Source organism: Bacillus sp. EB106-04-04-XG123 (assembly GCF_058791855.1).
The window spans coordinates 265,043-277,971 of the sequence record NZ_JBYTDZ010000004.1 but is presented as its reverse complement, the minus strand read 5'-3'; the positions used below and the strand labels follow the sequence as shown (position 1 = coordinate 277,971).

The window sequence follows — 12,929 nt, the reverse complement described above, 5'->3', positions numbered from 1 at the left end:
TAGCCAAAGTGACCACTCGGTTTCCATTGTGACCATATGGTTTTGCCGATTCGGAAAGGACTTAAGAAGATGAACGAAAAGCAAGAAGAGATTTTGCGGGTTTCGAAGAAATTGTTTTCTCAAAAAGGCTATATGAGTGTCTCCATGCAGTCAATTGCCGATGCCTGTAAAATATCCAAAGCGTCTATTTATAAACTGTTTGATTCAAAGGAAGCTCTTCTATTAGAACTGATTAAATACAATCAGCGCAAAATGAGAGAGATTTCCCGCATCATTCATTCAGAAACGACGCTGTCCAAAAAGGAAAAATTCACAAAGAAGATCAAGCTTGAGCTTGAAGAGTTTAAAGAGAATCATAAATTTTTGAACATGCTGTCCTTTGAAGCTTTTTCTCAGCATTCGCCCATTGTCATTAAGCATTTACGTGAAACACGCTCCATTATCATGCAGCGGCACAGAGACATTATTTTAAGTACATATGGTGAATCTGTCGCTCCATATGTCTGGGATTTAGTGATTGTTCTCAATGGATTAATGAGAGAATTCATCTTAATGCTGGCGATTGAGCAAAAAAACATCCAATTAGAAATTGCCGCCGAAATGATCATCGGTGTAATGGATCGTGTATCGAAAAAGCCTTGTTCCATTGAACCTGTGTTAACAGACGAGCTGATGAACTCTTATTTGCTTTCCTCACAGGACGAATATGACGAAGAAAAACTTGTCAATTCGTACTTAACAAAAATCAAACAAGAGCTTCACTCACTTCCAAGCGGAGAAGAACAGGACGACCTCCTCTCTGCGTATGAGCTGCTCAATCAGGAATTATCAAAGGACCAACCGAGAACCTTTTTAATCAGCTCACTGCTCGATTATTTAGGCAAAAACAGCGTTTTATCACAAAACGTGTCACAGCTGAAAAACATCATTTTATAGATAAAGAAGGGATAACATGAACCAATCAACAACATCTTACAATCGATCTGTGATTGTTGGGATTTTTCTCGTTGGGGCATTCGTCGCGATATTAAACCAAACGCTTCTTATTCCAGCGATCCCACATATCATGGAGGACTTCAATATTGAGGTCAGCAAAGGACAGTGGCTTACAACAGCCTTTATGCTGACAAACGGGATTCTCATCCCGATTACGGCTTTCTTAATTGAGAAATTTTCGAGCCGTTCTTTAGTTTTAACGGCACTTAGCATCTTTACAGCCGGTACAATTCTTGCTTCATTTGCTACGAATTTCCCGGTGTTACTTGCAGCGCGTATCGTACAGGCAGCCGGTGCGGGGATTTTAATGCCGCTGATGCAAACGATCTTTTTAACCATTTTCCCAAAAGAAAAACGTGGGCAGGCAATGGGCATGGTCGGACTTGTCATATCGTTCGCACCAGCGCTTGGACCAACACTTGGCGGCTGGATTGTCGATTCCTTCAGCTGGAAGGCCCTGTTCTATATTGTTCTGCCAATCGGTATCATCGACCTTATTCTTGCTTTCTTCTTAATGAAAAATGTCACACAGCAGCGAGAGACACGTATTGATGTCTTATCTGTCATCTTGTCGTCCTTCGGTTTCGGCGGGCTGCTTTACGGATTTTCTAGTGTCGGCACGTATGGATGGACGAGTGCGACTGTTCTCATTTCACTGATTGTCGGCGCCGTGAGTTTGTTCTTCTTTATCCTGCGCCAGTCGAACTTAACAAGACCGATGCTTGAGTTTGGTGTATTTAAATTTGCGATCTTTAGCTTAACAACCTTCCTTGGAATGCTTGTCTTTGCTTTATTAATTGGTACAGAGACAATTCTGCCGCTTTATACGCAGAATGTCAGAGGGCTGTCTGCACTTGATACAGGGCTGATCTTATTGCCAGGTGCTCTCTTTATGGGATTCCTGTCACCAATTATCGGACGGATTTTTGATAAAGTCGGCGGAAGAGGGCTCGCATTAGGCGGATTTACGATCCTCACCGTTACCACCCTGCCATTTATGCTGCTCACCCTTGATTCATCGATCGCTCTCATTACGGTCGCCTATACGCTTCGCTTAATCGGGGTTGGGATGATCATGATGCCGCTGACAACGGCAGGTATTAACGCATTACCGCCTCATTTGATCCCGCATGGGACAGCGATGAATAACACGATGAGACAAATAGGCGGTTCCATTGGAACGGCTGTGCTTGTTTCCATCATGAGCAGCTCTGCTGCAAATGCAGAATTGGCCAATCCATTAAAATCAGCCGTTCATGGAATGAATACGTCATTTTTCATTTCTGGTCTGATTGCGGTCATTGGACTCATCCTCTCCTTTTTCTTAAAGGCAAAACGTGATAACAAAGTGATGAAGCAGGAGATATCTTCCTCCTCCTCTTCTTCATAAGGAAAAGAGCTCGGCATATGGCCGGCTCTTTTTTCATATCATCATACAGAAACGTCCTCTCTGTAAATACATTTGTATTTCTAGTGAAGAAAAACCTTGATAATTTAAGGAAAAGAGTTGATAATAGGAACTATTCAATTTGTGAGAAAATTTTTACTATAGGAGATGTATGCATTGAAGGTCGTGAAATTTGGTGGCAGTTCACTTGCATCTGGCAAGCAGCTGCAAAAGGTATTTGACATTGTAACAGCAGATCCAGCTCGAAAAGCAGTCGTTGTTTCCGCACCAGGAAAACGGCATTCAACGGATACGAAGGTCACCGATCTATTAATTAGCTGTGGTGAACAATATTTACGTTTAGGTGAAGCACATGATTTAAAGGAAGCCGTCATTGAGAGGTATGCCTCAATAGCGGATGAACTCGGATTAGGTCAAGACATTATCGATACCATCAGGCAAGATCTAGACACATTATTACAGGCTGATTCATCCCGCCCTGAGTGCTATCTTGATGCCATTAAAGCAAGCGGTGAAGACAATAACGCCAAGCTCATTGCTGCGTATTTCCGCCACCAGGGTGTTGAAGCTCATTATGTGAATCCAAAGGAAGCTGGTTTGTTTGTGAGCGATGAGCCTGGCCAAGCGCAAGTCCTGCCGGAGTCATATGATCATTTGTACAAATTAAGAGAGCGCTCTGGCATTATTATATTCCCTGGCTTTTTTGGCTTTAGTCTAGCGGGAGACATCGTTACCTTTTCGCGAAGCGGCTCCGATATTACCGGCTCCATTTTGGCGAACGGCCTGAAGGCAGATGTGTATGAAAACTTTACAGATGTCGATGCTGTCTATGCTGTCAATCCAACGATCGTTCATGAACCGAAAGAGATTACAGAGCTGACATACCGGGAAATGCGCGAGCTGTCCTATGCTGGTTTTTCTGTGTTCCATGATGAAGCACTTATTCCGGCCTTCCGTGCAGGCATTCCAGTTCAGATTAAAAACACCAACAACCCGTCGGCAAAGGGTACAAAAATTGTGAATCAGCGGGATCATACAAATGGACCGGTTGTTGGAATCGCCTCAGACAATGGATTTTGCAGCATTTACATTAGTAAATATTTGATGAACAGAGAAGTCGGTTTTGGACGTAAGGTGCTGCAAACACTAGAGGAATATGGGCTTACGTATGAGCATGTTCCTTCTGGCATTGATGATATGACCATTATTTTACGGCAGGATCAGCTGGAGGAGCAGCATATTGAAGAAGAGCTGCTAGACCGATTGAAGCTCGTGCTTGATGCAGATGAGGTCGTTTTAGAGCGGAATCTCTCGCTGATTATGGTTGTAGGAGAAGCGATGCGTCATAATGTAGGCACAACAGCAAGAGCGGCAAAGGCGCTGTCAAAAGCGAAGGTCAATATCGAAATGATCAACCAAGGTTCTTCAGAGGTCAGCATGATGTTTGGCGTCAAAGCGGCTCAAGAAAAAGAAGCTGTTCAAGCCTTATATGAGGAATTTTTCTCTATGTCTACTGTCCCTGTCTCCCTTTAATCAGCAGGCTGCCAGATCTTTGGATCGGCAGCCTTTTTGCTTTCGCCGGATTCGAGTGTTTTTGCGCATTAAAGTGTATCTATTTCTCTTTTGATTTTGTATGATAGAGACAAATCAACTAACTGTTCCGGCCTGTGATCGGAGCTACAAGGAGTCCTAAAACAATGCCTCGTCAACAACTATTAAAACAGTTTCGCAATTTTCATGATGCTTCTACTAGTATTTTAAACATGATGAGTCAATTCATTGATGTGAATACACTGTTTATTGCTAAAAATGATCAAAACACCAATCATATTGTAAAGGTGCTAAATCAAGACGAGCAGCTTCTTGAAGAAGGAGAAGAACTTCCTTACGAAAAGACATTTTGCAAGCTGGCGGTCGATCATCGGAATACACTTGTGATCCCTGACATTTCGAAAGATGACCGTTTTAAATACTTAGAGGTCACGAAAAATCTTCAAGGCGGCTCGTTCATTGGGGTTCCCATTGATTTCACAGATGGGACAAACTACGGGACGATTTGCGGACTTGATGTGAAGCCGCAGCATTTTACAGAAGAGCATGTGTATATGTTTGAAACGATGGCTTCTTTATTAAGCTACGTTCTCGAGCTAGACCGTGCCAACAGGCAGATTCAGCAATTGTCTGTACCGATCGTACCGGTTGTTGACGGTGTCGCCGTGCTTCCTCTGCTTGGTGATATTGAAGAGACACGTGCTCAGCATATTTTGGAAACCATTTTACAGGAAAGCTACAGGCTGTCGCTCTCTCATTTGGTTATTGATGTATCGGGAACAAAAAGCCTGAATGAACAGAGCATTAATATTTGGTCAGCTACGCACAAACGCTGAGACTTTTAGGAATTTCAGCAGTTTTAACAGGCATTAAACAAGACCTTGCTTTAAGTGCGATTCAATCCAATATATCGTTTAAAGACATCACCATCCGAAAAGATTTACCGCAGGCACTTGCTCATATTGGGTTAACGTTTACCAAAAATGAATAAGTGGTGATTCACCAAAAAGGGCTAAAATGAACTTCATTTTAGCCCTTTTCTTCTGGAAACGGCAGTCGAATGGTAAATGTCGTTCCATTGTTTTTTTCACTTTTCATATCAATATGCCCTTCATGTAAGTCCACAAGCTGCTTCACGATGGACAAGCCCAATCCGTATTCTCCATACGGTGTATTCGTTCTTGAGATATCCGCTTTATAAAAACGTTCCCATATGTGTTTGACTTCATCTGGCGCAATGCCAATGCCTGTGTCTTCCACTTCAATGATCGTCTCTTGATTTCCTTGTTTTCCTCTTAAATAAATACGACCGCCTTCTGTGAATTGAATCGCGTTCTTTGTGATATTAACAAGTATTTGAATGAGCCTGTCATAATCTGCATAAACCTTTAGCTGGGGATCAACATCCACGATCAGCTGATTGTTTTTCTCTTCGGCGATTCGGCTCAGCTGTTCTTTCATCACTTCAAAAGTGTCAATGAGTGGATAGTGAAATTTCTGAAGGGTAATTTGATTCGATCTAATTTTCTCATAATCCATATTTTCATTGACGAGGCGCAGCATACGTTTTGTCTCGTCAGTAATTAAGGAATAGCATTTCTCTTTCTCTTCTGCTGACACATCCGCTGTGTTCAGCCATTCCACCAGTCCTCGAATGGTGGTCAGCGGTGTTTTCAATTCGTGAGACACATCTGCGATAAATTGGCGTCTGCGCTTTTCGAGCCGGTCAATTTCCTCTCTTGATTGCTGAAGACGCTTGGCCATCATATTAAAATCCTCACCAAGTGTGCCAATTTCATCAAGGTGTTTGTTTTCAAGCTTGATGTTGTAATCACCTTGCGCAATCTTTTCAGTCGCCTCTCTCAACTTTTTGATGCGGTTCACATGAAATTTAGACAAGAACAGGCTGAGAATAAAGGTGATCGTCAGTGCCACAAATACGATGATATACAGGTAACGATTCATTTGGGAGATAAGCTGTTCAGCGCCTTGAATCGGGGCAATAAGGACGACTCCGCCCTTTAGCTTACCATCCTCCATGACAGGGAGTGCCACAAGTGATGCCTCTTGATCAAGGCGGCGTGAATCACTTCGCTTGTCAATGATTTGCTCTCCTTTTGAGAGTTTGGCCCATAAATCCTTTGTCAATAATACTTCATGCGGCGGCATCTTTTGCTGCTGAGAGAGAATATCTCCTTTTTCATCAAACACGAAAAAACGAATTTGCCTCGTCGAAAGAATATCTTCAAATGGACGCAGACGAAAGGTCATCTCGCTTTTAGGGAGTCGTTTATAATCTTGCAAGATTTCATTCCCATAGGAGCTCATTTCATTCACTCTGTTTTGATAGGCAATATCTTTCACAAAATGAGATAAAAGGGTGCTGATAATGACAATGGCGATGAGCAATAACCCAAGATGACTGATCAGCAGCTGATAAAAATATTTAATCTTCATCGAACTTATACCCTACGCCCCATACTGTATACAAAAAGGGCTTAGGACCGTTCCCAATTTTTTGGCGCAGCCGTTTAATATGGACATCTACCGTTCGTTCATCTCCATAAAATTGATATCCCCAAATTTGCTCAAGCAATTGTTCTCGTGAAAATACTTGCCGAGGATGCTGAATAAAAAAGCACAACAGATCGTATTCCTTCGGTGTGAGGTTCTCTATTCGCTCTCCATCCAGGAAAACCTCCCTCGTTTTCTTATCCAACTGAAAATGTGCTGTCTCCAGCCGTTCACCCTCATTCACCTTTTCTTGAGTCGTTGTATGAGCAAAGCGTCGTTTCACCGCTCTAATTCTTGCCATCAAGGTGAGTGGGCTAAAGGGCTTGGTCACATAATCATCTGCCCCAAGATCAAAACCAAGTACCTGATCAGATTCGGTTTCCTTTGCTGTCAGCATGATAATCGGAACATCACTGATCTGGCGCACCTTTTGACAAATGGTCAGACCATCCATCGAAGGAAGCATGACATCTAAGATGAGCAGATCCCAATCCTCCTCTTGCTGAAAGCGATTCAGTCCTTCTAATCCATCATGAACGAATTCAGCTTGAAATCCCTCTCGTTGAAAAAACATATCCGTCATTGTACAAACACTCTGATTATCTTCAATCATTAATATTTTCATCATCAGCCTCCGCTGCTGCCATTGTTTTTCTTTATGTAGCTTTATTTTACATCTTCCCTCTCAAATCTCAATTGGATTCCACTGTTTTCATGAACTTATCATCGTTTGGTCATCTTTTATTCATACTTTTTGAAAGAACTAATACTGCGGTGGATCACATGAGTTTTTTTATGATGGAATTGCAGAAGATGGTCAACATGTTAGTTGAGTTATGATTCAACATTACTTTACAACATATCAAGATGAGGACATTGTCATTTATGGTTCTTTAACTCATGAGGAATTCTCATATATTTAGATAAAGAACTTCCTGACAGTTTATGATATATCTATTTAAAAAAGCTCATCTCTATTGATGAGCTTTCAGATTGTTGACAAAGGGCTAAAATGATCTTTATTTTAGCCCTTTGTCTTCCTTTCAGCGTGATAGAAAACCTTTGCAGTCTAGGAAGAGCGAGCACCGGAGCGCAAAACTGACACCGAATGCGAGGGTTTGTCTACACGCTGAAAGCTCATCTCTATCGATGAGCTTTTTTATCATGCCAGCAACTTCAAATACGCAGCGTCGTTTCCCTCTTCAACCGCCTGTAAAATCTGCTGTGCTTGTGATGCGCTTGTGACGCTGCTTAACTTTTGTATGATATCCTCTTTCGATAACGCACAGCCTGGTGCTCCCTGAGGTACATCAACTCGTTTGCTGATGGTGGTGCCGTCAGATAAGGTGAGCTTCACAATCGTAAAGCGTCCTTTTGGAACAGCATCGGGATGGGGCTCTATCGTTTGATCATATCCTCTGCTCACCCGTTTCATCCATGTCCGCATGTCTGATGGAATGCTTTTTTTCGTAAAGGCATCCAGCGTAAGCGTCTGTCCAAACACTGCAAGTGCGATGACATATTCAACACTGAATCGTCCTTCTTCTCCAGTCAAAGGTGTTCGCTCAATAAGCGCCGCATCTCCGTCTGGCGGGAATATGACATCAACCTGTTTCACCTGCTCCGGCAAAAAAGCCCGCTCTTTTATTAAAGATTGGATCGCATCTGCCGCATGGTGGGCTGCTGAGCAGAATGGATATACTTTGAACCACAGCCCCGGCGAAACAATACGCCATGTAGAACCATAGTCTTCTAGCAAACGGCTTTCCGCACGCTCCTGATCTCCATAGAGCGAAAAGAAACCAAGTGCGCCATCAAGAACCGAGTCATTCCCGCCAAAACCTGAACAAGCTAAATCCATAGACAAAACGGCTGTTTTAGCAGCTAAGCCGGCTTGTAATGGTTTCATATCAGAGCCAAATTGCTTTCGCATTCCAGCTGATTGCGCCCCGGCAAAGCCGATTGCTTTCGTCAGTTCTTCTCGTGTGACCTGCTTCAAATAGCCAATCGCACACACTGCCGCAATGGCACCGAGTGTCCCCGTATTATGCCAGCCCCGCTCATAATGCGCCTTGCCGATGGATTCGCCAAGTCTTGCCATCACTTCAACACCTGTAATGTAGGCTGCTAAAAACCGCTCGCCATACCCTTTGCCGTCTGTCAGCTGTGATAGCAGCGCCGGAATGATGACCGCACTTGGATGTCCTCTCACATCTGAGTGCACATCATCATAATCAAGGGCATGGATGAGGTAGCCGTTCAGCATTGCTGCGTATTGGCGGCTCACCTTCCTCCCTTTTCCCATGACTGGAATCTGAGCGGCTCCGCCTTCCTGTTCAACAAGCACCATCAGCTTCTGAATCCCTTCATCCTCTTTCGCAGCAAGCGCTGATGCCGCAGCATCTAACAGGCCATTTCTAGCCATCTGAATGGCCCGTTCATCTTGCAGCGGATCAGCAGAAAGCACTACCTCTGCCAGTTGTTTTGTTAATTCCATGATCGAGACTCCAATGCCCGAACGGCAAGCTCAGCAAAGAAAGCAGCAGCAACCGGAAGTGCGTCTTCATTTAATGTAAACGCAGGGTGATGCCACTCCTTCGTACCACTGGTCCCCATCCATACAAAAAAGCCTGGAATGCGTTCTTGATAAAGGGCAAAATCTTCTCCGCCCGGTGACTGCTCTGCCTGCACGACACGTAAGTCAAGCGAGCCCGCCGTTTCTTCTACCACCTTTGTCAGACGCTCATCATTCATGACAGAAGGCAAATAAGGATGCCATCTCACTTCAGCCTCTGCTCCAAATCCCTCTGCAATTCCGCTGACGATTTGTTTCATGAGCTGTGGAATCATTGCTCTTACTTCAGGCTCAAACGTCCGCACCGTTCCTTCCATCTCGACACGGTCGGGTATGACATTCCATGATGTACCGCCTTGAATGCGTGTGATGCTGACAACCGCATGATGCAAGGAGCTGATGCGGCGGCTGACGATTTGCTGAAGGGCACTAGTGATCTGCCCGCTGATGGCAATGGGGTCCACCGTGTGATTTGGAATTCCGGCATGACCTCCCGTTCCTTTAATATCGATTTCAAACCGATCCACACTCGCCATCAATGCTTTTTCTCTAATGCCAATCGTGCCAACTGGCAGGTCAGGTTTGTTGTGCATACCGAAAATCGCATCGACTCCATCTAAAACGCCTGCCTCTATAACGTGCTTCGCTCCTTGAGCAACTTCCTCAGCCGGCTGGAACAAAACACGGACCGTTCCTTTGATTTCGTGTTTCCGCTCCTTTAATAAAAGAGCCGCCCCAAAAATAGAAGCTGTATGGAAATCATGACCGCATGCATGCATTTTGCCCGGTACCTTTGAAGAAAATGATTCGCCAGATGCTTCTTCAATCGGAAGAGCGTCAATATCGGCTCTCAGAGCAATCGTCGGTCCTTCTTGTTCTCCTTTGATTTCACAGACAACGCCTGTTTGCAGGGCTGGGATATCAAGTACAGTAATCCCTTCCTCTTCTAACCAGCGGCGCAGTTTCTTTGTCGTTTCATATTCTTCAAACGCCAGCTCTGGATGCTCATGAAGCGCTCGGCGAATGTTGATTAAACGTTTGTTTAAAGCTTCATTTCCTATTGATTTCACTGTCAATCACCCCTCTAAAGAATAAAAAGCAGCTTATGCTTCTTCAGCCGCTGCTTCTTTTTGGATAAATCGTTTCGTCCGTTCATTCTTCGTTTCATCGAATAGCTCAGTTGGCGTGCCCTGCTCAATAATATGACCATCTGCCATGAAAATCACATGGTCTGCCACTTCTCTTGCAAACGCCATTTCATGTGTAACGATGATCATCGTTGTTTCTTGAATCGCAATGGATTTAATGACTTGAAGCACACCTGAAACAAGCTCTGGATCAAGCGCTGACGTTGGTTCATCCAGCAAAATCGCATGTGGATCAACCGCTAACGCGCGGGCAATCCCAATCCGCTGCTGCTGCCCGCCAGATAATGTGACTGGATAGCTGTCAGCCTTTTGCTCTAACCCTACCTGCTTCAGCAGTTTCATACCGATTTCATTCGCCTGCTGCTTTGTCATTTTTTTCGTCACAAGCAATGATTCTGTAATGTTTTGTAGCGCTGTCTTGTTTTTAAATAAATTATAGTTTTGAAACACCATGGCCGTTTGTTGACGCAGGTGATGGGCTTCTTTACGTGAATATTTAGACGCATCGAGCTTCGCATCGCCAATTTCAATCGTGCCTTCATCTGGTGTTTCTAATAAATTTAAGCAGCGCAGCAAGGTGGATTTACCGGAGCCAGAAGGTCCGATAATGGCCACAACCTGCCCTTTTTGCACGTCGAGATTGATTCCGTCTAAGACGACAAGGTCGCCGAATGATTTCTTCAAATTGGTGAGCTTGATCATGTCCACACCTCCTTAATTCCGGTAAGGTTTGCTGATTTTTCGTTCAAATAGGTCTTGCAGGAAGCTATAAATGATGGTCATCACCCAATACACAATCCCTACGGCTAAATAGGTTTCAAAGTATTTATAGTTCGCCGATGCAATCATCTTCCCTTGTGCAAACATTTCTGCCACACCAATCGTAAAGGCAAGAGATGTTTCTTTTAAAAGACCAATAAAGGTATTCCCCGTCGCTGGAATCGCATTTCTGATGGCCTGCGGGAAAATAATTCTGACGTAAGACTGCCATCTTGTCATACCGACAGATAAGCATGCCTCAAGCTGCCCTTCATCCACTGAGTTCAGAGCCGCTCTGAAAATTTCTGCTAAGTATGCTGAGTTTTTAATACTTAATCCGATAATGACCGCTGTTAAAGCATCCATTGAGGTCATCGCAGGGAATAGCTGCGGGAGACCAAAATAAATGAGAAAGAGCTGAACCAAGGTTGGAACCGCTCTGAAGAAAGAAATATACAGCTTGGCAAATTGGTATAAAACAGGTATCCGGTTTTTTGTAATAAGAGCGAATACCACACCAATGATAATGGCAAATACCATGGAGACAATCGCCATGAAGATCGTTATCGGCAAGTATTGAAGCAGTGTCGGAAAAACCGTCACCATATACTGCCAATCAATTTTGTTCATGTCTGCTCTTCACCGCCGCTGTTGTTATTTTTTAATTGGCACTGTGACATCGTCTTTGAAATATTTCTCAGACAATTTCTTAAGTGTCCCGTCTTCTCTTAATTCTTTGATGGCTTTGTTAAATTCTTCTCTTAGTTTGTCATGCTTTTTATCTTTCGCAAATGGGTAGCCTACTTCTTCATACACAATTGGGTTGCCTACGATTTTCAGCGGCAGACCTGTTTTTTCAATTTGAGCAAGTAATACACTGCGTCCGTTGACATAAGCATCTACGCGGCCATTTGCCACTTCATTTAATACGCCGTCTTGCGTTTCATATGTTTTAATCTTGATTTTCTTATCTGGGTCTTTGCTCTCTAAGTTTTTAGCATGGTTAGAGCCAAGAACCGCCGCCACTGTTTTTCCTTTTAAATCATCAAGACCTTTGATGTCGTTGTTGTCTTTTTTCACGATGATTTGTGTTCCTGCGTATGCGTACGTATCTGTAAAGTTAAATGTTTGTTTACGCTCGTCTGTAATGGCAACTTGGTTTGACACCGTATCGAGCTTACCAGATGTCAGCTGTCCCATTAGTCCGCTGAATTCGCTCAGCTGCCAGTCTAGTTTGTAACCAAGCTTTTTCGCAATGGCTTCTGTTACTTCAACATCGAATCCGACGAGCTTGCCATTGTCTTTATAAGCAAAAGGATAGCTTTGTCCAGTAGCACCTACTTTTAATACTTTTTCGTCTTTGCCTTCACTCTGATTATTGCCGCCGCAAGCTGCTAAAACTGCTAGCATTGCTGCAAAAAGAACGACTAGCCACTTTTTGTTTTTCATGTTCGAAAACCCTTCTTTCGTCTTATGGTTGTGTGATATCTGATCTTAATTGTTTTTTAAAATAAACCGTGATATGACCTTTGCCTAAATCCTTTTCTCCTGCTCTGACATAGCCTTTGCGCTCATACATTTCTACGAGCCACGGGTGCTTATCAGCTGTACCGAGTGACACGTACGGTACCTTTAGTGTATCCCTTAGTACTTCGGTTTCAACCCATTCCAGCAAGGCAGAGCCTGTCCCTTTTTTGGCGGCTGGTTCTGAGGCAAACCACCAGATGTGAGGGACGCCGAACGGTCCTGGCTGCTCTCCCCAAGGCATTCGGAGTGATAAGGTGGATAGAAGCTTTCCGTTCTCTTCCATCACATAGCAAAGATTCTTTTGTACATTATTCTGAACGAGAGCGAAATCGGCATGTGCTGCTTGGAACTGAATGCCGAGCTCACGAATTGGCTCATAGGCTCTTGTTGTTAGTTCAAGCAGCGCCTCTATATCTGCCTCTGTTGCCAGACGAAACGTGTATCCCAACGT

Annotated in this window: 13 protein-coding genes; 5 read left to right on the top strand and 8 right to left on the bottom strand. The window is 43.8% G+C overall.

Going from position 1 to position 12,929, the window contains the following annotated elements; translation table 11 throughout:
- Positions 1-69 precede the first annotated feature (69 nt).
- From AC3WTB_RS14180 to AC3WTB_RS14160, 5 genes are all read left to right on the top strand, one after another.
- Entirely contained in the window at positions 70-936 is an 867-nt protein-coding gene (locus AC3WTB_RS14180; RefSeq protein WP_492333874.1) for a TetR/AcrR family transcriptional regulator, read from the top strand.
- Between the two features lie 16 nt (positions 937-952).
- Complete coding sequence (locus AC3WTB_RS14175; protein WP_144464113.1) at positions 953-2,386, top strand: MDR family MFS transporter; 1,434 nt, start codon at positions 953-955, stop codon at positions 2,384-2,386.
- A gap of 174 nt (positions 2,387-2,560) precedes the next feature.
- On the top strand, positions 2,561-3,937 hold the full coding sequence (locus AC3WTB_RS14170) for an aspartate kinase (RefSeq protein WP_034283784.1): 1,377 nt from the start codon (positions 2,561-2,563) through the stop codon (positions 3,935-3,937).
- Between the two features lie 164 nt (positions 3,938-4,101).
- Positions 4,102-4,791, top strand: a complete 690-nt coding sequence (locus AC3WTB_RS14165; RefSeq protein WP_492333873.1) for a GAF domain-containing protein — start codon at positions 4,102-4,104, stop codon at positions 4,789-4,791.
- Positions 4,767-4,946, top strand: a complete 180-nt coding sequence (locus tag AC3WTB_RS14160) for an STAS domain-containing protein (protein WP_492333872.1) — start codon at positions 4,767-4,769, stop codon at positions 4,944-4,946. The genes AC3WTB_RS14165 and AC3WTB_RS14160 overlap by 25 nt, the downstream gene beginning before the upstream one ends.
- A 38-nt stretch (positions 4,947-4,984) precedes the next feature.
- Here AC3WTB_RS14160 and AC3WTB_RS14155 read toward each other — a convergent pair whose 3' ends face one another.
- The 8 genes from AC3WTB_RS14155 to AC3WTB_RS14120 form a co-directional block, all read right to left on the bottom strand.
- Positions 4,985-6,412 carry an ATP-binding protein gene (locus AC3WTB_RS14155; protein WP_492333871.1) on the bottom strand — a complete coding sequence of 476 codons (1,428 nt, stop codon included), beginning with the start codon at positions 6,410-6,412 and terminating at the stop codon, positions 4,985-4,987.
- Complete coding sequence (locus tag AC3WTB_RS14150; RefSeq protein WP_461199120.1) at positions 6,402-7,094, bottom strand: winged helix-turn-helix domain-containing protein; 693 nt, start codon at positions 7,092-7,094, stop codon at positions 6,402-6,404. The genes AC3WTB_RS14155 and AC3WTB_RS14150 overlap by 11 nt, the downstream gene beginning before the upstream one ends.
- 537 nt (positions 7,095-7,631) lie before the next feature.
- Entirely contained in the window at positions 7,632-8,966 is a 1,335-nt protein-coding gene (locus tag AC3WTB_RS14145; protein ID WP_492333870.1) for an MmgE/PrpD family protein, read from the bottom strand.
- Positions 8,957-10,114 (bottom strand): amidohydrolase, encoded by a 1,158-nt coding sequence (locus tag AC3WTB_RS14140; protein ID WP_492333869.1) that lies wholly within the window; start codon positions 10,112-10,114, stop codon positions 8,957-8,959. The genes AC3WTB_RS14145 and AC3WTB_RS14140 overlap by 10 nt, the downstream gene beginning before the upstream one ends.
- 33 nt (positions 10,115-10,147) lie before the next feature.
- Entirely contained in the window at positions 10,148-10,894 is a 747-nt protein-coding gene (locus AC3WTB_RS14135; RefSeq protein WP_039176505.1) for an amino acid ABC transporter ATP-binding protein, read from the bottom strand.
- A gap of 12 nt (positions 10,895-10,906) precedes the next feature.
- Positions 10,907-11,581 carry an amino acid ABC transporter permease gene (locus AC3WTB_RS14130; RefSeq protein ID WP_024427305.1) on the bottom strand — a complete coding sequence of 225 codons (675 nt, stop codon included), beginning with the start codon at positions 11,579-11,581 and terminating at the stop codon, positions 10,907-10,909.
- 24 nt (positions 11,582-11,605) lie between these two features.
- On the bottom strand, positions 11,606-12,400 hold the full coding sequence (locus AC3WTB_RS14125; protein WP_024427304.1) for an amino acid ABC transporter substrate-binding protein: 795 nt from the start codon (positions 12,398-12,400) through the stop codon (positions 11,606-11,608).
- A gap of 22 nt (positions 12,401-12,422) precedes the next feature.
- Positions 12,423-12,926 carry a GNAT family N-acetyltransferase gene (locus AC3WTB_RS14120; RefSeq protein WP_059374438.1) on the bottom strand — a complete coding sequence of 168 codons (504 nt, stop codon included), beginning with the start codon at positions 12,924-12,926 and terminating at the stop codon, positions 12,423-12,425.
- Between the last annotated feature and the right edge of the window lie 3 nt (positions 12,927-12,929).

Excerpts from the sequence above, each read along its gene's own strand:
- AC3WTB_RS14180 (WP_492333874.1), top strand. The coding sequence starts at position 70 with ATGAACGAAAAGCAAGAAGAGATTTTGCGGGTTTCGAAGAAATTGTTT.
- AC3WTB_RS14175 (WP_144464113.1), top strand. The coding sequence starts at position 953 with ATGAACCAATCAACAACATCTTACAATCGATCTGTGATTGTTGGGATT.
- AC3WTB_RS14165 (WP_492333873.1), top strand. The coding sequence starts at position 4,102 with ATGCCTCGTCAACAACTATTAAAACAGTTTCGCAATTTTCATGATGCT.
- AC3WTB_RS14155 (WP_492333871.1), bottom strand. The coding sequence starts at position 6,412 with ATGAAGATTAAATATTTTTATCAGCTGCTGATCAGTCATCTTGGGTTA.
- AC3WTB_RS14150 (WP_461199120.1), bottom strand. The coding sequence starts at position 7,094 with ATGAAAATATTAATGATTGAAGATAATCAGAGTGTTTGTACAATGACG.
- AC3WTB_RS14145 (WP_492333870.1), bottom strand. The coding sequence starts at position 8,966 with ATGGAATTAACAAAACAACTGGCAGAGGTAGTGCTTTCTGCTGATCCG.
- AC3WTB_RS14135 (WP_039176505.1), bottom strand. The coding sequence starts at position 10,894 with ATGATCAAGCTCACCAATTTGAAGAAATCATTCGGCGACCTTGTCGTC.
- AC3WTB_RS14130 (WP_024427305.1), bottom strand. The coding sequence starts at position 11,581 with ATGAACAAAATTGATTGGCAGTATATGGTGACGGTTTTTCCGACACTG.
- AC3WTB_RS14125 (WP_024427304.1), bottom strand. The coding sequence starts at position 12,400 with ATGAAAAACAAAAAGTGGCTAGTCGTTCTTTTTGCAGCAATGCTAGCA.